Annotated in this window: 20 protein-coding genes; 10 read left to right on the forward strand and 10 right to left on the reverse strand. The window is 42.4% G+C overall.

The genetic code is table 11. The features are described from left to right. Positions 1 to 69 precede the first annotated feature (69 nt). The 5 genes from BGP76_RS13650 (at position 70) to BGP76_RS13670 (ending at position 5,641) form a co-directional block, all read left to right on the forward strand. The gene (locus BGP76_RS13650; RefSeq protein WP_119845102.1) at positions 70 to 1,251 is read left to right on the forward strand and encodes a GlmU family protein; all 1,182 of its coding nucleotides are present in this window, start codon (positions 70 to 72) and stop codon (positions 1,249 to 1,251) included. After that, positions 1,248 to 2,375: a DNA polymerase III subunit delta gene (locus BGP76_RS13655; RefSeq protein ID WP_119845103.1), complete on the forward strand. Its 1,128-nt coding sequence runs from the start codon at positions 1,248 to 1,250 to the stop codon at positions 2,373 to 2,375. Before BGP76_RS13650 ends, BGP76_RS13655 begins: the two co-directional genes overlap by 4 nt. Next, the gene (gene hemC / locus BGP76_RS13660) at positions 2,372 to 3,298 is read left to right on the forward strand and encodes a hydroxymethylbilane synthase (RefSeq protein ID WP_119845104.1); all 927 of its coding nucleotides are present in this window, start codon (positions 2,372 to 2,374) and stop codon (positions 3,296 to 3,298) included. The genes BGP76_RS13655 and hemC overlap by 4 nt, the downstream gene beginning before the upstream one ends. Positions 3,299 to 3,302: 4 nt before the next feature. Continuing rightward, entirely contained in the window at positions 3,303 to 4,148 is an 846-nt protein-coding gene (locus BGP76_RS13665; protein ID WP_073123689.1) for a peptidylprolyl isomerase, read from the forward strand. Between the two features lie 548 nt (positions 4,149 to 4,696). Further along, positions 4,697 to 5,641 (forward strand): hypothetical protein, encoded by a 945-nt coding sequence (locus tag BGP76_RS13670; protein ID WP_139281035.1) that lies wholly within the window; start codon positions 4,697 to 4,699, stop codon positions 5,639 to 5,641. 390 nt (positions 5,642 to 6,031) lie between these two features. Here BGP76_RS13670 and BGP76_RS13675 read toward each other — a convergent pair whose 3' ends face one another. The 4 genes from BGP76_RS13675 to BGP76_RS13690 form a co-directional block, all read right to left on the reverse strand. Beyond that, complete coding sequence (locus BGP76_RS13675) at positions 6,032 to 6,832, reverse strand: carboxypeptidase-like regulatory domain-containing protein (RefSeq protein ID WP_084190583.1); 801 nt, start codon at positions 6,830 to 6,832, stop codon at positions 6,032 to 6,034. A gap of 56 nt (positions 6,833 to 6,888) precedes the next feature. Continuing rightward, a complete protein-coding gene (locus BGP76_RS13680; protein ID WP_139281034.1) occupies positions 6,889 to 7,281 on the reverse strand; it encodes a tellurite resistance TerB family protein in 393 nt (130 codons plus the stop codon). Between the two features lie 10 nt (positions 7,282 to 7,291). Further along, positions 7,292 to 9,919, reverse strand: a complete 2,628-nt coding sequence (locus tag BGP76_RS13685; RefSeq protein ID WP_119845105.1) for an AsmA-like C-terminal region-containing protein — start codon at positions 9,917 to 9,919, stop codon at positions 7,292 to 7,294. Between the two features lie 70 nt (positions 9,920 to 9,989). Continuing rightward, positions 9,990 to 10,409, reverse strand: a complete 420-nt coding sequence (locus BGP76_RS13690; protein ID WP_073123679.1) for a hypothetical protein — start codon at positions 10,407 to 10,409, stop codon at positions 9,990 to 9,992. A 156-nt stretch (positions 10,410 to 10,565) separates the two neighbouring features. On the opposite strand from BGP76_RS13690, the gene carB reads away from it, so the two are divergent. From carB to BGP76_RS13705, 3 genes are read left to right on the forward strand one after another with little or no spacing between them, the layout of a single operon-like run. Beyond that, positions 10,566 to 13,376, forward strand: a complete 2,811-nt coding sequence (gene carB / locus BGP76_RS13695; protein WP_073123677.1) for a carbamoyl-phosphate synthase large subunit — start codon at positions 10,566 to 10,568, stop codon at positions 13,374 to 13,376. Positions 13,377 to 13,390: 14 nt separating this feature from the next. After that, positions 13,391 to 13,636, forward strand: a complete 246-nt coding sequence (locus tag BGP76_RS13700) for a hypothetical protein (protein WP_073123675.1) — start codon at positions 13,391 to 13,393, stop codon at positions 13,634 to 13,636. Positions 13,637 to 13,696: 60 nt separating this feature from the next. After that, positions 13,697 to 14,083, forward strand: coding sequence for a hypothetical protein (locus BGP76_RS13705; protein WP_119845106.1), 387 nt, complete (start codon positions 13,697 to 13,699; stop codon positions 14,081 to 14,083). Positions 14,084 to 14,101: 18 nt separating this feature from the next. Here the strand turns inward: BGP76_RS13705 and msrB are convergent, their stop codons facing one another. Beyond that, positions 14,102 to 14,581, reverse strand: a complete 480-nt coding sequence (gene msrB / locus BGP76_RS13710; protein WP_119845107.1) for a peptide-methionine (R)-S-oxide reductase MsrB — start codon at positions 14,579 to 14,581, stop codon at positions 14,102 to 14,104. A gap of 342 nt (positions 14,582 to 14,923) precedes the next feature. Between msrB and BGP76_RS13715 the strand changes: the two genes are divergently transcribed. After that, positions 14,924 to 16,087 (forward strand): aspartyl protease family protein, encoded by a 1,164-nt coding sequence (locus BGP76_RS13715; RefSeq protein WP_119845108.1) that lies wholly within the window; start codon positions 14,924 to 14,926, stop codon positions 16,085 to 16,087. Between the two features lie 82 nt (positions 16,088 to 16,169). On the opposite strand, the gene BGP76_RS13720 is transcribed toward BGP76_RS13715, so the two are convergent. Next, positions 16,170 to 16,565 (reverse strand): hypothetical protein, encoded by a 396-nt coding sequence (locus BGP76_RS13720; RefSeq protein ID WP_147407475.1) that lies wholly within the window; start codon positions 16,563 to 16,565, stop codon positions 16,170 to 16,172. A 451-nt stretch (positions 16,566 to 17,016) separates the two neighbouring features. Between BGP76_RS13720 and BGP76_RS20345 the strand changes: the two genes are divergently transcribed. Continuing rightward, positions 17,017 to 17,154 carry a hypothetical protein gene (locus BGP76_RS20345; protein WP_158584278.1) on the forward strand — a complete coding sequence of 46 codons (138 nt, stop codon included), beginning with the start codon at positions 17,017 to 17,019 and terminating at the stop codon, positions 17,152 to 17,154. A gap of 221 nt (positions 17,155 to 17,375) precedes the next feature. Here the strand turns inward: BGP76_RS20345 and BGP76_RS13725 are convergent, their stop codons facing one another. The 4 genes from BGP76_RS13725 to BGP76_RS13740 form a co-directional block, all read right to left on the reverse strand. After that, positions 17,376 to 19,232, reverse strand: coding sequence for an ATP-binding protein (locus BGP76_RS13725; protein WP_119845110.1), 1,857 nt, complete (start codon positions 19,230 to 19,232; stop codon positions 17,376 to 17,378). 3 nt (positions 19,233 to 19,235) lie between these two features. After that, positions 19,236 to 20,357 (reverse strand): SIR2 family protein, encoded by a 1,122-nt coding sequence (locus BGP76_RS13730; protein ID WP_119845111.1) that lies wholly within the window; start codon positions 20,355 to 20,357, stop codon positions 19,236 to 19,238. 239 nt (positions 20,358 to 20,596) lie between these two features. Continuing rightward, positions 20,597 to 21,523 carry a putative phage abortive infection protein gene (locus BGP76_RS13735; RefSeq protein ID WP_119845112.1) on the reverse strand — a complete coding sequence of 309 codons (927 nt, stop codon included), beginning with the start codon at positions 21,521 to 21,523 and terminating at the stop codon, positions 20,597 to 20,599. 695 nt (positions 21,524 to 22,218) lie between these two features. Then, complete coding sequence (locus BGP76_RS13740) at positions 22,219 to 22,476, reverse strand: bifunctional precorrin-2 dehydrogenase/sirohydrochlorin ferrochelatase (protein ID WP_370453798.1); 258 nt, start codon at positions 22,474 to 22,476, stop codon at positions 22,219 to 22,221. Positions 22,477 to 22,556 lie beyond the last annotated feature (80 nt).

The raw sequence follows: 22,556 nt of genomic DNA on the forward strand, positions 1-22,556 counted from the left end.
CCCTTTTTGCATTCAAAATATCGGGGTCTTCAAGATTTAGTTCTTGGAGACTTTTTTATTTTTACCCCTATGAATATAGCACTCGTCGATCTGGATATTCACCGATCGAAACTCCTTCCTCTTACCTTCACCCGACCCATCGCGGACCTCCGTATCGGCATCCTCACTATTCGTGAAAAGTGGGAAAAAAGGCTCAACCAAGAGGTTTCGTTTCTGACAGATGACAGCCTATCTACACTTTTCCCTTCCAAAAGGGATCACTTCGATCTCGCCATCAACAGTGCCGTCTGCCCCAATGCTACGCTGATAGACCGCATCACCAACCTAGAAGAAAATCAAGCCCTCTACCAAGACGACCTCTGGATCGCTACGAAGGGAAGTTTTGCGACACGAGACGAAGCAGCGCTGCTGCTAGCACTACCCAAAACAGCCTATGAAGGCGAACTGATCTACATCGATCGTACATGGAGTCTATTCCTCAACAATGCCCACGAAATCCAACAGGATTTTGATTTGCTCACCGAAGGAAAAATCTCAGCACCGATAGCTGATCCACACACCATCGTCTATGGTGAAGAAAACATATTCCTAGAAGAAGGTGTAAAAATCAAAGCAGCCATACTCAATGCCGAAAATGGCCCCATTTATCTCGCCAAAGGAGCAGAGATTCAAGAAGGTGCCACGATCCGTGGACCGTTTTCGCTAGGCGAAGGATCACGCATCAACATGAACGCCAAAATACGAGAAGGCAGCACTGTAGGGCCTGGTTGCAAAATCGGCGGAGAGCTCTCCAACTCCATCCTCTACGGCAACTCCAACAAAGCACACGACGGGTTCCTGGGCAACTCCGTCCTCGGCGAGTGGTGCAACCTTGGCGCAGACACCAACAACTCCAATCTCAAAAACAACTACACCCACGTCGAGATGTGGGACGAACTCACTGGCAACTACATCGATACGGAGCTTCAATTTTGTGGATTGGTGATGGGGGATCACTCCAAAGCAGCCATCAACACAATGTTCAATACAGGCACAACTGTAGGCGTGTGTGCCAATATCTTCGGAGCAGGATTTCCAAGGAAAAGAATCCCTTCATTCTCCTGGGGAGGCGACAGAGCAATGATCACCTATGACTTTGACAAGGCCATGGAGACTGCCTCCATCGTGATGGAAAGAAAGGGAAAAAAATTTAATACCAAAGACAAAGACATGCTCCTACATATCTACAATACGAACAGCAAAGCTTCATGAGATTCGCCGATATACCTGGACTGCAAGACACCAAAGACCAACTGATCCAAGCGATCCAAAACAACCATGTCGCACATGCGCAATTGTTTTATGGACAGCAGGGTTCAGGTAATATGGCCTTGGCACTAGCATACTCAGCCTACATCAACTGCAAAGACAAATCAGAGACAGACTCCTGTGGAGTCTGTAGCAACTGCACCAAAATCGATAAACTGGTTCATCCCGACCTACAGTTCGTCTATCCCGTCAGCTCTACCAAAAGTGTAACGGGTAAAAATGTAGTGAGCTCTAGCTATCTCAAAGAATGGCGCAGCTATCTCACCAACAACAAATATGGCTCGCTAGAAGACTGGAGCGGTCACTACGGTGCGGAGAACAAAAATGCCAATATCTCCAAAGAGGAAAGTAGAAATATCATCAAATCGCTCTCTCTCAAATCCTTCGAAGCGGAGTACAAGATACTCATCATCTGGCTGCCCGAGAACATGCACGTCTCTGCTGCCAATGGTATCCTCAAAATCCTCGAAGAACCGCCAGAGAAGACCTTGTTTCTCCTAGTCACAAATGATTATGAGAAACTACTCACAACCATCCTGTCTAGATGTCAGTTATTCAAAGTACCCAGCTTTTCTCATGAGGAGATCACCCGCTACTTGGTCAACACCAAAGGGCTAGAGGAAGGCAACGCCAAGAAAATCGCTGCACTCGCCGAGGGCAGTATAAAAGCCGCTGTAGAAAATGTCGTCAGTGCAGAAGAAGACTCCCATGTCATGTTCAGAGACTGGATGCGCCAGTGCTGGACCAAAGACTATACGGCAATATCAGGTGCCAATGACACCTTCTTCAAAATGAACAAAACTGCACAGAAGATGTACCTGCAGTATGCAGTCAATATGATTCGTCACTCACTCGTCTCTGTCTATATGCCTGATGAAAAACTAAAACTCAACACCGACGAGCAAGGATTCGTGACCAACTTTGGCAAAGCGCTAAGCACGGATAAACTAGAACGCATCAGCAAGGAACTGAACCAAGCCGCCTACCATCTAGAGCGCAATGCCAACGTCAAAATATTATTCATGGACCTCTCCCTAACGATAGGTCGCATCATGACAGCCAAATGAAAATAAAAATAGGAACGCGCGGCAGCAAACTTGCTCTCTGGCAAGCCTACTTCGTACAAGACCGGCTCGCCAAAGAAGGCGTAGAGAGTGAAATCATCACGATCGAAACCACTGGAGACAAGCGACTAGACGTAACCATCTCCAAGATCGGCAGCAAAGGTGTATTCACTGAGGAGATCGAAGAGCAGTTAAAATCCGGCGCTATCGATATCGCCGTACATAGTGCCAAAGACATGCCCTCCACATTACCTGAAGGCTTTGAGCTCATTGCGTTTAGCGAACGAGAGCAAGCACACGACGTGCTCATCAGCCACAAGACCATTGATTTTAATCAACCAGACTTAGTACTAGGGACTTCATCCACTCGCCGCATTGCCTTCCTCAACAAGCATTTTCCTCATGTGAAAACGGTAGCCGTTCGTGGCAACCTACAAACACGAATCAAAAAAATGAAAAGTGGTGTCTGCGATGCACTGTGGCTCGCCTATGCCGGCGCGCACCGCATGGGATTTGACGATATGATGGTACATCACTTTGACGAAAACGAGTTCGTGCCTGCCGTAGGCCAAGGCAGTGTCACCATAGAAGTCTACCGTGGTATCTCAGACGAAAAGAAAGCCTTGATCCGAAAAGCCACCAATCACCCCGAAACGGAACAATGCCTCCTCGCCGAACGCAGTTACCTACAGATCATGAATGGCGGCTGTAGCATCCCCGTCTACGGACGTGCCAGATTAGAAAATGGCCAACTCACCCTCACAGGTGGCATCATCAGCCTAGATGGTCGCGAACAAGTCTCACAGACCTATACTTCATCACCAAACGAAGGGCCTGAGACAGGAAAAAAACTCGCGCAATACGTCCTCGATCATGGAGGAAAAGAAATTTTAGCAGAAATCAGAAAACAACAAGCAGAAGATTAAACAGATGAAAAAACAACTCTCGCTACTCGTACTATCAATGGTCATCTTGGTCTCATGTGCCAAAGACCGAAAAGACTACATCGTCACCATACACACTTCATTTGGGGATATGAAAGTCCTCCTGTATGATGAGACCCCGCTACACAAAGCCAATTTCATCGAGCTCGCCGAGTCTGGTGACTATGACAGCACGACCTTTCACCGAGTGATCCAGGATTTTATGATCCAGGCAGGTGACATAGATGCGAAAGAAGGGACAAGAAATAAAAAAACCATCCCTGCCGAACTCAGCAAAGGCTATATCCATGAAAAAGGAGCACTGGCTGCAGCAAGACAAGGCGACAATATCAATCCTAAAAAGGCTTCTAGCTGGTGCCAGTTCTACATCGTACAGGGCAAAACCTATACGGCAGAAGAGATCGATCAGTACGAAGAGCAAATGAATATGGGAACCAAAAACCAACTCTTCAACGAATACATCACCAAATCTGAAAACAAACCACAGCTCGAAAAACTACAAGCCTATAGACAAGAGAACAACCCCGAAGCATTTGATTCGCTGATAGCAATCGTGATGACGGAGATAGAGGGCAGCTTCGAGCCAATCACACTCACTGCCCAACAAAAGGAAACCTATACTACTGTAGGTGGCTCTCCACACCTAGACAATGAATACACCGTGTTTGGCCGGGTGGTAGAAGGACTAGAGATCATCGACCAAGTAGCTGCTGTAAAAACAGCCAGAGGAGACAAACCCATAGAAGATCTATACGTCACCATGGAAGTAGAAAAACTCTCGAAAAAGAAAATCACCAAACTATACGGGTACGAATATCCTACCGAACAGTAGAACACTAGCCGTAAAATATTTTCGCCACTAAAGCCTTACTAACCTGAGTTCGATTAATAAAGGATATAAATCATCTTCTTAATTCAAGGTTTTTGAAAATTACACTGTCTGGCTTGAAGACAAAGTACAATTGATGCATTTCATAAACGATTTTAACTTTTATTAAAATCGAAAGCAGGTTTCTATAGTAACTTGGGGAAATAGTTTGACGTAACTAATCCCCAAATGTGGCATCTTGGCCTCAAGATAAAATTGACACTTAACTATAGTAGTATGATATATTCTATCAAATGACTAACTTTAATTTATAACCAACTCTTACAAACATGAAACTAAACAAAGGTCATTCAATCTATTGCTAGTGACATCTTTAGTAAAAAAACTCGACCGTTTAATTCCCCCCGATTAAAACGATCCCATAGAGAAATAAACCGTGTTGATCGAAATACAATGTTTTTTTATCAACCTTATCGTTTTTAGGTATGACTTTTGTCATGTCAGTGGAAGTAAATATTTAACACAATTTCAAACAATTAAAATCTAAGTCTATGAAAATTATTAAGAACCTAACAAGATTAATGTGCCTAAGCTTATTGGTATTTGCCGTGGCATGTAGCACCGATGATGAAGAAACATTCGATGCACCAGTCATTACGATTACTAGCCCTTCGTCTTCAGTTACTGAGATCACCGCTGGCGAAGAAGTTACATTCAGCTATACAGTAGATGCTCCAGGCGTTTTCAACACGACTACTGCAACTATCGAAGATGCTGACGGTGCAGACGTGACAACAGCATACACTGCCTCTAAAGAACCAGGTGCTACAGAAACTAGCTTTACATCTGATAACATTTTGGTTACAATTCCTGAAGCTTACGCAGGTCAAACTTTGACTTTCACAGTGACTGCCGTAGATGATCAAAATGCAACTGCATCCGTTTCTATAGATCTAGATATCACATCTATCCCAGCAATCTCATATACAGAAAAACTATTGTATGCGCCTACTCAGACAAGAGACTCTCATACATTTTTCTCTACTAACTTAGGAGAAACTATTAGTTCTGGTGAAGTCGTTGCTAGTACTGCTAGCTCTGCAGATGTTGATTTTGGATACTATTACTTCAGTGAAGCTAATTTAGGATCACCAGCGACATACCCTTCTTCAGTTTATGACTTGTCAGCAGATGGTCAAGGTTGGGGAACTTTAAATGCTACAATGTTCAAAGAAACGACTTTGTCTTCTGAAGAATACATGGCACTATCTACTTCTGCTGCACTAGCTACTGCATATGCTGACAATACCTCTGATGAGATTGGTACAGTAGAAGATCTAACTGAAGGACAAATCATCCTTTTCAGTACTGATGCTGGCAAAGAAGGTGGGTCAAAAATAGGCGCAATCAAAGTAACTGAGATTTACAAAGGTCAAAGTGGCAATGGATATGATAATGATGCTTATTTAGAAATCGAAGTATTGGTTCAGCCATAATAAGAATTTCTCTCCCAAAAGGAGAATAACTAAAAACCTGGCGGTCTCCGTCAGGTTTTTTTGTGCCTAAAGAGGTAAATAAAAATGCCATGACTTTGTGCTATCCTTGATACGAGTTCACAAAACCATATAACCATAAAGCAAGACCGCAGAGGGTGGACTTTTGAAACATAAAACGGTTGTGCAAGCATGGGCTTGAGGCTGCGCAAGCAGACCGTCATCCTTGCGCAAGCATAACACTTAGCTAGCGCAAGCAGGAGGCCGTCTTAAGGGTTAAAGTGATTTCTTAGAAAGGATCAGACTGTACTCTCTTCCATGTTTCATCCCTAAAAAAAGTAAAACTACTGTGTACGAAGCGTCAAATCCACAAGGCCATACAGGGTACTAAAATTAATGAAACGTAGGGTTTTGCTTCGCACCTGATTTGATTCGCTCTTCTTCTTTGAGTTTCTCATCTAGGTAATCATAGTAACCGTCTAGGTTTTTAGGTAAGATCTGTACAAGCTCGTAGACTTCCCTCCTCGCAAAGGACTGTAAGTCCATCCCTGCATAGTGAATAAAATCGATGTAGTAATATTCATCTAGTCGCTGTCCCATGATCTCTAAGATCTCCTCCATTTTTTCTTTCGCCACATCAAAGGTTTCACCCTCCGCCTCACGAGCCAGCGATTCATTGTAGACACGTTTCTCTTGTTTGTACTGCTTGCTTACCATACGGTAGACCGCCGTGGCAGGACTAGCGACTGCACCCATTGCCCCTAATCTATAATCGTCCGCTTCCGTTTTGGGGGCTGCATAGACTCCATTAACATGCACTGATTCGAGACGTGGGTTTCGGATGATGGTATTCGCCTGATACATACTACTGACCTGCACATCCTCTAACACGATGGTAGTTTTCTTCATGCTGATCATGATGTTTTGATAGCGAATCGAGTCGGTGACCACATACTGCTGCTCCTTGTAGCCCAGCAAGGAAAAGTGTAGCGTATCCCCTGACAGCACTTTTACCACGAAGTTGCCATCGATATCGCTATACGTACCCGAGTGGATGTGCGTATAAACCTGAACATCCCGGAGTACATCCGCTGTCTCACTGTCCATCACAGCACCTCTTACCAAGATGTCTTGGCAGATAGCCATACCCGACTGGGTCATAAAAAGTATCGATAATAAAATGATTCGTCGCATAGTAGTCTACTACAGTCTAATGCAAACTAACGACGAAATGATGTATAGAAGAAAATCTATTTTAAAAAGGCGTTTAATTTTTTCTTAAGCGACAACTTTTCGCTTTTGATCACGAGATTCTTGTGCACCAAGGGATACATCTCCATCACAGCACCATAGCTATAGCCCAGTTTGTCAGCGATCATGTTGCAGTATTCAACCTCCTCGTTGAAGATCTCGTCATCTACCTTCATGAGTTGGATGATGCTATAGAGGAATTCGAACTTCTCGTCAGGGTCCAAATTAGCCACCCCGGTAAGTTCACCGGGGTGGTCTACTATCTCTTGAATGGACTCATCAGAGAGGCCATGAGCGCTACCTATTTTGAAGATCAAAGAGCGTTCGCGCTCATCGATGTTATCATCACTCTTAGCGAGATTCACTAAGGCCGTCAATTGCTTTTTGATCATGGGCATAGGTTTAGAACATTTTTTTCAGGGCATCTTTGGCTTTTTTCTTGGCCTCCTCTGCTGCTTTTTTAGCTTGCTCCTCAGCCTCCTTTTCTAGTTCTGCCTGTTTCTTCGCTAACTCCGCTTTGGCCTTAGCCTCGGCAGCTTTTTTCTGTTTGTCTAGCTCGGCCTTAGCTTTGTCCTCGGCAGCTTTGAGCTGCTTATCGATTTCTGCTTTAGCGGCAGCCTTGACAGATGCAGCGGGTGATTGTCCTCCCGCAGATTCAGCACTGGCGATTCCTACCTTCGGATCCTCATAGGTGCCGGATACTTTTAATTTGACCAACATGGTCTCATCGATAACTTTCGCACCGCCAGTGTAGGTGGCCAACACAGCATTGACCGCACTGCCTACTTTTCCCGTCTTTACGACTGTACTGATTTTATAATCCAGAGAGCCATCTATGCCATTCGAGCCATAGATGGTGGCTTTCTGCCCTTTCATCGACACGTCGAATGGATCAACATAGATACGCCCTTCTTTGATCTCTACTTGGAGTTTGACATCCTTCACCGTCACCTCTTCGCCACTGAACTTAGATACCGCGGAGATGGTTTTCATCAGCTTGTCTCCTTTGAGCGCAGCATCATCGATTTGTATCACGCCTGTGCCATATAGATGCTCATAGATGGGCATCATATCCGCTCCGAGGTTACCTGAGAGTTGCAGTAGTGCAGAAAAATCTCCTGTAACATTCTTCGCCACAGGTGCTAATTTCTGGACAGTATTGAACGTCTCGTATGCCTTCGGGATAGAAAGGTCGCTGATGTCAAACCCGAAATCAAACGCAGGTTCTTCGACTACAGAATTATAGGTGCCATTCATCACAAACGCTCCATCGAGGAGATTAAAGTCTATGTTGTTGAGACGGGCGATTCCTTCTTTGACTGTAATCAGTCCGTCCAAATCTTTGATCTCCATACCGTCGTAGTGTATGGTATTGATCGTGGACATAAACGCAAAATCAATGTTGGTCGGAACACGAATCACCTCTAAAGGAGCAGCAGTCGTGTCGACTTCTTCTGTTTCCTCCGTCATCCACTCATCCAGATCAAACGAATTGGAGCGTAGGTTGAGCTTGCCGACTAGTGTTTCGTTCTCCGACAGAGCAAAACCTATGAAATTAGACACCACACCGTCGAGCTGTATATCGCTCTTGCCCAGCATCGCATCGAACTCTTTCAAGGCAACTTGTTTTGGGGTGAATGTCATGCTCGTCTTTTTGATGCTAAAGCCCTGAGGTAGGTCTTCGCTAACCATCTCAAAACCCGTCAGTGACAGTGAACCCGCTGCGGGTATCTCCGCATAGCGCTCCTCCTCTATGAGTTTCATATTACCCGAGGTACTCAGGTCAGCTGTCATGAGTCCTTTGAGATTCATTCCCTCTACAGGGACGACTTTTAGCAGCTTCTCTAGGTCGAGATTGCCATGTAGTCCAAAGTCCCACGTATAGTTCTGTAGATTGCTAAAGGCCAAATTAGCAGAGACAGTCTCACCATCTAGGAGCATCGAGAAGGTCGGCATGTTAAAGGTCATGTTGTCCATATTCTCGCCTGGGACATTGAGTGCGGTACGTATGGTCAGTTTCTCGATAGGAATTGGATACTCTGCATATTTGATTTTCCCATTGTCTACATCCAGTTTAGCCGTCACATCAGGTAGGCGGTTTTCGTTGTAGACACCTTTGGCCGTCCCCGAAAACGAAATGCTACCACTCGTCTCTACGCCAGCAAGGTATTCCTGATATACGCCTGGAATCAGAGATAAAATACTCTTGATAGAAATATCGGATCCCGAAAAATTCAAATCCATGTCGATATCCTCGGTAGGCATGGCAACATACCCGTCAAAACCTATCCCGAAATCATTGAGCGCAATCTTGTTCTCTTTGAATGTGTACTTGGCATGGGGCAAGTCCATATTGAGTGTGAGGTCAGCGGTCAGCGTTTTGTTGCTCAGATACTCGACTCCATCCATGTTGACAGTCAAACCATCGACCGTTGTCTGAGTGGTGAGGTCAAATATATCTTGCGTAAAGTCACCCGTCCCGCTGTGGTTCAAACCCAAAATCGTCGTATAGAACTTCATCGACTCATCATAGTAGATAAGGTTGGCGTTACGGATCTCCCAGCTTTTGATCGCAACAGAGAATGCCGTAGTACTAGCAGTCGTATCTTCCTCGGCTACTTCTTCGCTCGCCACGGCTATGTCATAGTTTGCTTTGCCGTTCTCCAAAACCAGCACCGTGATCTCTGGCTGATCCAGCAGGATGGAATTGACTTTGATCTGCCCTCCATTGATGACAGACATCAGGTCAATTTCAAATCCAAAAGAAGCGACCGACAAAAGCGTATCCTCTTCGAAAGGTGCTTTACCCACGATACCGAAATCATCTATCGCCAAACTAAAATTGGGGAAGCTTTTAATCAAAGAGAGTGAAAAACCTCCTCTATCATAATAGACCGTCGCATTGATATTTTTGGCTATCGCATCATCGACCGCCTTTTGTATGTCATCTTTGAAAATAATCGGGATCAAAATAAGAAGTGCAACGACGAGCGCTACGATAGACCCCAAAATAATTAGGAGCTTTTTCATCAGTTTTTACGTTTTGGTATGAATATCTAATTTAGGATTAATTGCTAAGGAACACTATCTATTACCCAAATCACTTGGTTAGGAAAAGATAGACATCCTCTACGAGCTGTAGTTTGACCTTACTATCACTCGCTTCTAGGATTTTGTAAGGCATCCCGAACTCATCTCCTTTGTTCTTGACATTGAGTGTGTCACCGAGCATCTCCCACTCTAGACTATGAACCAAAGTATCCTTGCCAAAGATACAGTTCTCATAACCAAACGCACTAATCGTGATTTTCCCATCAGGCTTAATGTCCATTTTTCCATTCATGGTGAGGTTAATGCTAGGGTCCATAGGAGCTTCATTGTCTGGGTAGGTTACCCACTGAACGTCCCAATTACCGACTAGACTTTGCTTCTTTTCCTTACCTGATTCGCATGATGACAAAACGAGCACAAAAAAGAGCACAAAGGTTGCAATTGCCGATTGATTAAAATTAGCTGTCATTTTACGTGTGTTTTTGTAGTATTTATTATGCCGTAAGGTAATTCAGAGTTTGTTCGAAAAAAACCATATCCACTCTGGATATCCTTTTTATTACGCGCATTTGAACCTAGATTTGCAGAATTTTATACCCCTTAAAAAAACAAAAGTCGTCGCAAAATGCCAAAGGATAAAAGTATCAAATCGGTTTTAATAATAGGAAGTGGACCCATCGTCATCGGTCAAGCATGTGAGTTTGATTATTCAGGATCACAGGCTGCTAGGTCACTAAGGGAAGAAGGAATCGAAGTGACGCTGATCAACTCGAACCCAGCGACCATTATGACCGACAAGGTAACCGCTGACAATGTCTATCTCAAGCCTCTCACCAAAGCATCGATCAGGGAAATCCTAGAAAAACATGATATAGACGCTGTACTCCCTACCATGGGAGGTCAGACCGCACTCAACCTAGCCATGGACTGTGACAAAGCAGGCATCTGGGACAAATACAACGTGCGAGTAATTGGATCTAACTTCGATGCGATCGAAACGACCGAGGACAGAGAGAAATTCAGACTCAAAATGGAAGAAATCGGCGTAAGTGTCTGTAAAGGACGTACAGCGACTTCATTCCTAGAGGGAAAAGAGATTGCACAAGAAATTGGTTTCCCATTGATCATCCGTTCTTCATACACGCTAGGTGGTGCAGGAGGTGGATTTGTAGAAACACCTGAGGATTTCGACAAAGCGCTAAACGATGGATTACACGCCTCTCCTATTCATGAGGTACTCATCGAGCAGAGTATCCTAGGATGGAAAGAGTACGAGTTGGAAATCATGCGCGACAGCATAGGCAACTTCATCGTCATCTGTTCGATCGAAAACTTCGACCCTATGGGGGTACATACTGGTGATTCTATCACAGTAGCACCTGCGATGACGCTACCTGATACAGTCTACCAAAGAATGCGAAACCATGCCATAGAAATGATCAACTCTATCGGTCAGTTCGCAGGGGGATGTAACGTACAGTTCTCTGTCAGCCCAGACAACAAAGAAATCATCGGGATCGAGATCAACCCAAGGGTCTCTCGATCTTCAGCACTGGCATCTAAAGCCACTGGATATCCAGTCGCCAAGATCGCTGCTAAACTCGCTATCGGTTACAACCTAGACGAGCTCAACAACCAGATCACTAAAAATACTTCTGCGTTCTTCGAACCATCGATTGATTATGTAATCGTCAAAGTACCACGCTGGAACTTCGACAAGTTCAAGGGAGCTGATAGACACCTAGGCCTACAGATGAAATCAGTAGGAGAAGCCATGGGTATCGGTCGCAACTTCCAAGAAGCCCTACAAAAAGCCTGTCAGTCACTAGAGATCAAAAGAAATGGGCTTGGCGCAGATGGCCGTGAGCTCAAAAGCCATGATCAGCTACTCGATAGCCTCAAGAACCCTAGCTGGAACAGACTGTTTCATATCTATGATGCTTTCAAATTGGGCATCCCGTACAAGACGGTAAGAAATCTCACTAAAATCGATCCATGGTTTCTATACCAGATCGAGGAGATGATCGCGCTAGAAAACGAAATCGAAAAGCATACGCTAGCTGACATCCCTAAGAAGCTCATGATGACGGCCAAGAAAAAAGGCTATGCCGACAGACAGCTGGGTCACTTAATGGGCAGTCTCGAAAGTGAGGTCTTCGCCAAGCGACAAGAGATGGGTATCAAGCGTACCTACAAGATGGTAGATACTTGTGCGGCAGAGTTCGAAGCGCAGACACCGTACTTCTACTCTACATTCGAAGAAGAAAACGAGTCCATCCCATCGGATAAAAAGAAAATAATCGTACTAGGTTCAGGTCCTAACCGCATCGGTCAGGGAATCGAATTTGACTACTCCTGTGTACACGGTATCCTCGCAGCGAAAGAGTCTGGATACGAAACGATCATGATCAACTGTAACCCTGAGACGGTTTCTACTGATTTTGATATCGCAGACAAGCTTTACTTTGAACCCGTATTCTGGGAGCATATCTACGAGATCATCTTGCTAGAAAAACCAGAAGGCGTCATCGTACAACTCGGTGGACAGACAGCACTCAAGCTAGCAGAGAAACTATCCAAGTATGGTATCAAAATCATAGGCACAAGCTACGAAGCACTTGATTTGGCAGAGGATAGAGGTTCATTCTCTGATCTACTAAAAGAAAACGACATCCCTTACCCAGAGTTCGGTGTAATCGAGAATGCTGACGAAGCACTCGAGTTATCCAAAACTATTGGCTTCCCTATGCTCGTGAGACCATCCTATGTACTAGGCGGTCAGGGTATGAAGATCGTGATCAACGAGGAAGAGCTCGAAGAACACGTAGTAGAGATATTTAGAACCATACCAGGCAACAGAGTACTGCTCGATCACTTCCTAGAGAATGCACAAGAAGCCGAAGCAGATGCCATCTGCGATGGAGAGAACGTCTACATCATCGGGATCATGCAACACATCGAACCAGCAGGGATCCACTCAGGGGATTCGTTTGCTGTCTTGCCTCCGTACAACTTGGGAGACCTAGTCATTAGAAAGATCGAGGACTACACCAAAAAAATCGCTTTGGCACTGAACACTGTTGGTTTGATCAACATCCAGTTCGCGATCAAAGATGATCAGGTCTACATCATCGAGGCTAACCCAAGAGCATCACGTACAGTACCGTTTATATGCAAGGCTTATGATGAGCCGTATGTGAACTATGCGACAAAAGTAATGCTGGGAGCTAAAGTCACTGACTTTAAATTCAATCCGAAGAAAAAAGGATATGCGATCAAAGAACCCGTATTCTCGTTCAACAAGTTCCCGAACGTAAACAAGGAACTCGGACCAGAAATGAAGTCTACCGGTGAAGCGATCTACTTCATTGACGATTTGATGGACGATTACTTCCTAAAACTATACAGTGAACGCAACCTTTATTTGAGTCGATAAGTACATATAAGTCTATGTTGAAGTTTTTAGTATTATTTATTCTGTTCTTTTGGATTGTGTTCAAGCTGGGCGGCTTCTTTATGAGGATGTTCTTGGGCAACATGGTCAATCAAAACAGGCAACAGTCTGCACAGCAGCATCAGCAGAGACAGCCACAGGATGGCAATGTACATATTGATTTTGTCCCTAAAAAGGGAACTAAAGCAGCAAACAAATCAGATTTCAAAGGAGGCGATTACGTCGATTACGAAGAGGTTTGATAACGATAAAAACAACAAAAAACGAGGATCAAAATTGATCCTCGTTTTTTGTTTCTAGCCATGACACGTCCAGATCAAGATATAGTAGACCTACGTCCCGAACTACCACAAGCTACCACTGGGCGCAGTGGAGAGGTCGAGCGATTCCAAAACGGCATCATTCGCCCCATCATCAAACTACAGCACGAACTAATCATCGCACTGGTCCAAAAAGAAAAGACCTTTGAACTCGGCGTACTCCAAGCCAAAAACAAATCCGAATACAGAAATCTCGCCGGCATCTGGCTCCAAAAGCGTCCAAAGATCAAAAATCAACTGCTGGGGGTCGTCATCGCCATGATGACAATAGAGGAGCTAACAGGCTACCACCTGCATTATACCGAATACAACAAGCGTATCCTCCAGATCATCGTCACACGAGTGGCCGATACGCTGTACATAGAATGAAAAACACAGCGTCTTAAGCTACTCCTCTTTTATAAAATCCAAAGACACGGAGTTAATGCAATAACGCAAGCCTGTAGGAGGAGGTCCATCATTGAAGACGTGCCCTAGGTGTCCACCACATCGCGCACATTGTATTTCAGTCCGTCGCATGCCGTGCGAATTGTCTTGCAACTCTACAACACTACTGTCAGTAGCATACTGGAAGTAACTCGGCCATCCACAGTGTGCGTCAAACTTAGTGTCGGAGTTAAATAACGGATTGCCACAGGCTGCACAGACATAGAGACCAATTTCGTCATGGTCATCATATTTTCCTGTACCAGGACGTTCGGTTCCTTTCTCTCTAAGAATATAATACTCCAAATCACTCAATTCGGACTTCCACTCTGCATCAGTTTTATTGATGGTATAGCTACCGCTAGATTTATCCTTCTTGTTTTGGCCCTGTGTCGCACAGGCAGTGATCAGGACTAGGGAGATAATGCTTATATATTTCATGCTGTTTTCATTTTGTAGTGCAATAACCTATACTACCTACGAAATAGTTCCTTGATTAGATTTGTAAGTACAAGCGCATTTAAGAATCCAGTCAGGGCTCTATGTGTGTTAACTTCTCATACGCCATCTTCATCACCCCCGTCATACCACGACTTCACCACCACCTTCATACCCCGACCTCACCACTACCGTCATGCCCCGACTTGATCGGGGTATCCCTCACGTCTGGCAGACTATCAGGAGTTCTGGTTTAAATGCGTTTTCTCTGCAAGGAGCAGCTAAAAGTTTTTTTTCGTCAAAAGACTTCCTAAATTATGCCCTCAAATTAAACTAATCATAGCTATGAGATTATTAGTCATTTTAGCCTTTGTATGCACTTCTTTTTTGGCGGTCGGCCAGACGCCTGTCAAGAGTATCCCTTTCGAGCTATTTGGAGATCACATCATCATTCAGCTCAATGTAGATGGTTCTGAACCCTTGGATTTCATCTTTGACTCTGGCGATGGACTGACGGTCATTGACCAAGATGTTGCAGAGGCCCTCGGTTTGGAAAAGCATGATGCCACCATCAACAATGGTACTGTTAGAGGTTCATTGATCAAACACAACACGCTAGCCATCGGTGATTTCTTGTTAGAGAAAAACATCAAAGTATACGCCACGGACTTAGATCATCTGGAGATCAGTCTAGGGAGAGATTTTGATGGGATTATAGGATACGACCTAATGATGCACCACGCGGTACGAATCGACTATGAGAACAAAATATTCGAAGTGTACAACCACGGTGAACACCCTAAAGTCGGCAAAGCCATCCCCTTCAAACTACATGCTGGCATCCCTACTGTAGAAGGAAACGTGATTTTAAACAATGGCGAAACACACCCAGGTAGCTTTTTCGTGATGACAGGAGCTGGTACGACCATGGATTTCAACTCTCCTTATGCCCTGCAATATGACGTAGCGCACAAGACGGGCGACCACTACTCCTATATGGTCAAAAGCATCTCGAACAAGGAGACCAAACACTATGAAGGACGGGTACAATCTTTCTCGTTCGGAGGAGAAAAATTTGATAACATCCCCGTAGGGATCAGCGAAGCAACCACTGGTGTACAAGCTGACAAGAAAATCGCTGGCATCATCGGAAACGAAATCCTGATGCGTTACAACCTCGAGTTTGACATGCCTGCCAAGATGATCTACATTGAGAAAAATGGCAACTACGACAAACCCTTTCGTATCAACTGTAGTGGACTAGATGTACAGCTGTCTCCTGACAAGCAGAAAGTCCTCATCCACCAAGTATTCGAAAACAGCCCTGCAGAGGCTGCTGGCATCCAGCAAAACGACGAGTTACTCAAACTGAACGGCATGTCTATGAGCGAAATGGATATGGCAGAAGTCAAAGAAATCTTAAAGACTGATGGCAAAACCGTCGAGCTCGTCATCCTCCAAGACGGTGCTGAAAAAACTGTGACTCTAGAGTTGAAGCAACTGCTGTAACGCTACTACGACATAAAACAGAGCAGGCATCCATTGTATGGATGCCTGCTCTGTTTTGACCTAATTCTACTTATTCCTATATCTATCTCAATGCCGCTATTTTGTCCTGAATGTGAGAGGTGTTCACATTGGCATTCTCTACTTTCATCGCGTCCATAGACTTGATATAGTACTCCATCGCTTGCTTATTCAAGTTACACTTGCTGTAGTAGTCACCCATTATTTCTAAGTTATATGGAGCCTCCTTAATGCTAAGCGATTCTTGTATCCAACCTTTCGCATTGGCGATGCCCGCGTTCTTCTTTATCAAATAATCTGCTTGTTCTGCCAATAGCATCCAGTCATCTGGCGCACCGTTCTCGACTACACTTACTGCTTTTTCAACAGCCTTTTCTTTCGCTCCTGAGGCAAAAGAAGAGGTGTTCATGAACAAGACTGCTGCTACTACGAATGTGATTGTTTTGATTGTATTTTTCATGGCTTTATAATTTAAGTTTTTAATGTCTGATTCTATATTGACCAAACTCATGCCAAAACAAAACAACCACTGTTAATCAGACACTTACGGTTTTGAACGCGAAAAAAGGGGGTAATAGCGAACACTAAAGCGTTCTAAAATGAACACATCACACGAGAAAGCATGGACTATACTGAGGGAAAACATCATTCTGCTACAGAAAAATGATAATTACTGGGACCGACCTTCGGTCACGTACGAGACCGACACTCCGTCACGAGCGAGACCGACCCCCTGTCCAGCACGAGACGACCCCATCACACCATAAGGTAGCGCGACTATCCACTTCAAAGACGGTAGGGTTTCTGGCTCGTAGTTATACCTGCTATGATGGCTTTGGCTGTGAACTTCTTGAAATCTCTGATGGTGTCAGACAAAATATAGCCCTCTTTGGCAGATACGATAAATGCATATGCGCTACCACAGCAGCATCGTCACGGACGAGGACGGTTGGGGGATGATCGTGGTTCTCGCTGAGAGCGAGGACTACGGTAGTTGCTCTACCATCAATCTACCTCTGGTTGTAGCATCCGCTACGACCCTGTCATGACAGGCAGATCATCTCACCCTGCATAACTCCAGCACCGGGCGGATCTGCCTCGCCGGACAGGCAGGCGCCCTTCTATATTTTGGGTCTTAGTGGATACTAAGACCAGTGGGGGTTACTGTTTCGAACGACTTGTATTTATGGATAATTACTTTTTAATTTTCATAGGAGATTTCTAATGTTGCGTCCAACGACCCATGTATGGGTCGTTGGCGTGTCGTGTTTTATTCTTTCCAATTTTCAATCAAGCTTCTAGTTTTGTTGTTTGGTTCAAATTCTTGGTCAATAGCTCCAATATCAATAACAACAGGAACTTGGGCTGAAAGTCCTGCTAAAATACATGTACCTGTTGGTAGTATTGGTAAATACTCAAAAGATAGTTTGTCAAGATATGAGATGGTTTTTTCTACAGCAATAATATCATTGTTGTTTATTAATCTATGCAGGAAATAGTTGTGCAATTGTGATATTATAGTTGGTGATATGTCTGAAGGTCTTTGACTAGCCAAGGTTAGAAAAACACCAAATTTCCGACCTTCTTTTATTATTTCTTCAAAGGTTTCAAGTCTATAATCTTTCCATTGTTCGCTCTCTCTGTTGGAATCTCTTGAAAGAATATTGTGTGCTTCGTCAATAATGATATTTAAATGAGAGGTCTCATCATTTTTAGTCTTCTGTTCTTCATAAAGTTGTTTACATAACAACAATGGCAATATCTTACGCATGTGAATATTGACATCTTTAAGAGAAACTATTGTGAAATTTTTAGAAGTTGAAACATCATCTTTCGCTTCAATTACTTTCCGGATATCGCTAAAATTCTTACCTAAGCGTTTTATTAAAGGTGCTAAATGTTCAATGTTTGCAAATCCCTTAATAATTTCATCATAGTATTGAAATATGATTTGTAGCTTTAGAACATCCAAATCGTTCAAAGCAACTTGTGGTATAACAATGCCTTCGAGTTCATCTGTGATACGACTTACCATATCCTCATCGTAATATTTAGTGCCACCTGACGACACAAACATAAACTGATATGTATTATTATGATATTGCACCCTTTCCCTAAGGTTATCTCGGATTTCTAGTAGATTTGAATTTGGAATAGAAAAATGTAATTCAGACAAAAATTCAACAATAACCTTTAGACCTAATTCTTTATCATTCTTAGCAATACCAAGTAAAAATTCTTTTATGATAAGTTCTTTGAGGTTGTCTGGTTGTTTGATTCTTTCTGCAAGGAAATCATTGTTTATTGCACGTCTTAAGAAGGGTGTTTGAGTTTTCTCAGTTGCTTCAAGTACAATTGCCCAAAATGAATGGTCGTAAAGAGTTTCTTTTGAAATAGGATACTTTTGACCATCATTACTTTTTGTGGTTAACCTATAAATGTTTTTATAATCTTTAGGAATAATTACATTTTCTGATTCTGTAACATATTCCCCATTAAAATCTAACAAGAAGAAATTTGAATTTTGTTTGAATTTCTGATTGTCCTTGTAGATTTTAAAAAGCTCAAAATAAAGTTTTGCTAGCGTGTATGACTTTCCACTTCCAGTATTTCCAAAAATTCCTATGTGGCTGGCAAATAGACTGTCAATTCCAACAGTGATGGTTTGTCCCTTTTCTAATGTAAGTGTCCCAATTACTAGAGGTTCATCCGTTTTTCGAATGAAATCATGTACTTGGTTAAACTCTTTTCTGTCTAAAAGATAACATTCGTTATCTACTAACGGCATTTCCTTAATCCCTCGCTCAAATTCCTTCTTGTTAAAAAAACCAAGAAGGCTTACACTTAGCGACCTATTTATTTTTTCCTTGTCACTGCTATACTCTTTTGTAGAAGCAATTTTGTCTTCGTATGTGAACTCACCTTCAATCTTGCCTATGATTATTGTGAATCCTTTTATTATTTTGATGTAGCTGCCTACGGATACATTTTTAATCAAGTCACCCTTATACACTATATGTGAAGAGTTTTTTGCTTTGTCAACTGACACCCTAATTGACCGACCATCAACAGAAATTACTCTACCTACTCTAAATATTGAATCTTCGACTATAATTTCGTTTGACATTCTTTAATCAATTTTGTCTAAGATTGCTTTTAAGAATTCCTCATTGAAAGTTTTAAAGTCAAAATGTTTAGATGTATCATCTATTTCTATTGCTTCAATGTTATCGTAGCGGATAGCAGCACTTCCTTTTTTTAAATTTGCCTCTATTTCAAGTTTTGCATTATTATCATATGCGAATATTTTAATAATTAAAGTTGGGTTAGAGTTAGCCGCTCTTGTCACAATTTCTCTAATATGTTCGTCTGCCATTGAAAACCCAAATACAATAAGGATTGTGTTTTCTTTTTCCAACTCATTTGAAAATAATCTAAGAAGCTCATAATACTGTAGATTCAAAATTGTGTCTTGAAACTTTTCTTTTGTAGGATTTACGACAGCAAATTTTTTATACTCCTCTAAAAAATCGGAATAGTTTGGTGAAATTGTTTTGCTTTTGACTTCTGTAATAAAATGAGTATCGATAGCATCTGATGTATCAAAATCAATCAGATCTGATTCAACAGCATCAAATTTCACTTGGACAGCATCAATTGCTCGCAAATTTGAATAAACTATATTATCTCTATCTGTTTCCCAAGTCAAAGAACCATGAACTTTCAACAAATTGAAAACAGGAATTTCTGAGGTATTATCGTAATGAAGGCTTTTTTTGAATAAAGAATTCTTAAAATTAGTTAGATTGAAAATAGGGTTAAATCGTCCGTAAAAACCATCGTTATATTCCAATTGACTGGTTTCTAGAGCCTTTTCGAAAAACACATCAATGTTTGTTGTGAAAATATTTACTTGTTTATTAAGGATGGTGCTTTTCCTTTTTAGAACAATTGTGTTTAAGTAAGCTAAGAAATTTTTATAGTTAGCTAAAACCTCATCTCTACTAACATCTGGAATTGTCTCGTCAATAATTTGCGGATTTTTGCTAATTACAGTCTTGAAGTATTTTCCTAAAATTGAAGCTCTAATAATAGTTTTTTCATCTTGGGTGAGAGTTGTGTTTCTATCAAGTTCTGTTAATAAAACTTCAATATTTCCAAGTGTCGAAAAGTAAGGAACAGAAAGACCTGAACCTACAAGGAAATTCAGGTTGCAGTCTTGGATTGTGTTTTTAAATTTCTCAATGTCCATTATTTACTTTTTCGTTTATTGAATTCCAGTGTCGTTTTTTGCATGCACGCCAACGCCACTGTATCAATCGTGGCGAGTGATTTAGTTTAAGTTTCGGCGACAAGATAGCCAAATCTCTGATTTGCGCTATCCCTTTTGATTCCATAGTGCTAATCTGAGATATGGCGGAGTTTCCAGAATGCAGAGCACTTTCATTTACTGCTGAACCGCCATGATTTGATCACAGAATGTTAGCGGTATTATTCAAATGCTTCTTTCTCATATTCACCTTCATGATCTACATTCAATAATAATCCTTGGTCTCTATTTTTAAGTAATGAATACCTCTCAATTAGTGGCTTAAATTTCTTGTTTCCGTAATCAGAAAGGCAGTTGTAAAAAATAATAGCTAACTCTCCTGAAGACAGTTGAGCTCTAACAAAATTTGTATATCGTTTCTTATTTTCTATATCAGACTGATCGATGAATTTTATTATGTGATATAAATTTCTAAAGTAGTGACCCAAATCGGAAACATTCTCATTAAAGAATTCATTATATTTCATTAGAACTTCCTCTATACCATAAAGGCTCTTTTTTTGAGAAAATTTGCGTTCAAAACGTTTATGAAATTGTACAAAACAGTCTCTCCCTTGTGCGAGTACTTCACGCCCATTCGACCCAGTACTTAATAGGTCTAAAGAATTTACAATGGAATTATGATTAGCTAATAATTGAAAAAATGTGTTTTCTGTCTTTTGTTGCTTTAATGTTGAATTTTGAATAGCCATTTCTTCTTTCTGGCCAGCTAGCTCAAGTCGGGTATATTTGACTTCTAATTGACTATACATTATTTCAAGTTGCTGGTTTAAGAGCTGTTGTTTCTGTCCCAAGAAGGCAACATAAATGAAAAAAAGTCCTGCTAAAGACCAAATAGAAGCGACTGTTCCAGCCATAAAGTCCCCCAATAAATTAAGTCCAAATCCAGACTCTGTATTCTTGCACAAATAGAATAGTAAGGCGAAGAGAGATACAGCAGCTCCAATCCAAACGAAGATCCAAGCCCAGTTTGTGTATTTTTTAATGTTGGAACTTAATTCATTGATTTCAGTTTCTATGTGTAATTGCCTTTCTTGAATTCGTTTGGAAGCAGATTCAATCTCCTTCTCTAGCTTTTTTTTATTCATATTTGGTCGGCTGCTTTTTAATTATCTCACCATTACCTCTAACATTTCGCTATACGCAATTGCGTATATATACTGTTGGTATCAACACTACGTCAGTCATTGATTTCCCCAAGAATACTCCTTAGCCCTGATAGATACAAGCAAGCGAGCCTCTAAGATCAAAGTACAGCCTGTATATACCTAGATTCAGGGGGGCTTGAAGTGTACAGGATTTGCTCCTGACGTCATCGGGAAGGCTAAATACTGTCCTGCAGGCTGCTGAAAGGGGCTGGTTTTGTCTTTTCAAAAACCCGCGCAGGTTCGGTTCTAAATCTGCGCGGGTTTGACCTTAAGTCTGCGCAGATTCGGAGCAAAGTCTGCGCGGGTTTGACCTTAAGTCTGCGCAGGTTCGGAGCAAAGTCTGCACGGGTTTGACCTAAAGTCTGCGCGGATTTCTAGCAATGTTGCACGGGTTTTCTAGCAAACCTGTACAGGTTTAGTGTAAAGTCACAGCAGGTTTGTGGCAAAGTATCAGTAGGTTTTTGGTAAAGCCACAGTAGGTTTTGGACAAAGTCTGCGCAGGCGGATCAAAAGAGGTGTAACCATAAAAATCTGAAAACCATATTCTATGTCGATAACCCGCTTAGTGCAGCGCTTTTCTATGTTCGCTTTAAGTAGGGGACTATATTATTCCTTAAAAGAAACCCCAAACGACACTACTCCTTCCAATCCTTCGTGATCTCGTCGAGCTTTTTGATTTTGTAGTCAAAGTCACCTTTGAGTTTGTCACGGACTTTGGCCATTTGGTCGAGGACATCATCTATCGTCTCGGGGATCACCTCGGTGAGCATCTCGCGCATGCGTTTGGCTACTGTAGGCGACTTGCCATTGGTGGAGATGGCGATTTTGAGATCACCATATCGCACAAAAAACGTTCTATTTGAACTGAAAGCGTTCTTTACCTTCTTATACAAGATTTATTGGCTCTGCAAACTATCCTTTCGGAAAATCACCCCTTTTTTACAATTTATTTCTTACATTTATACCGTTATAC

This window comes from Reichenbachiella sp. MSK19-1, from assembly GCF_003590315.1.
GTDB lineage: Bacteria > Bacteroidota > Bacteroidia > Cytophagales > Cyclobacteriaceae > Reichenbachiella > Reichenbachiella agariperforans.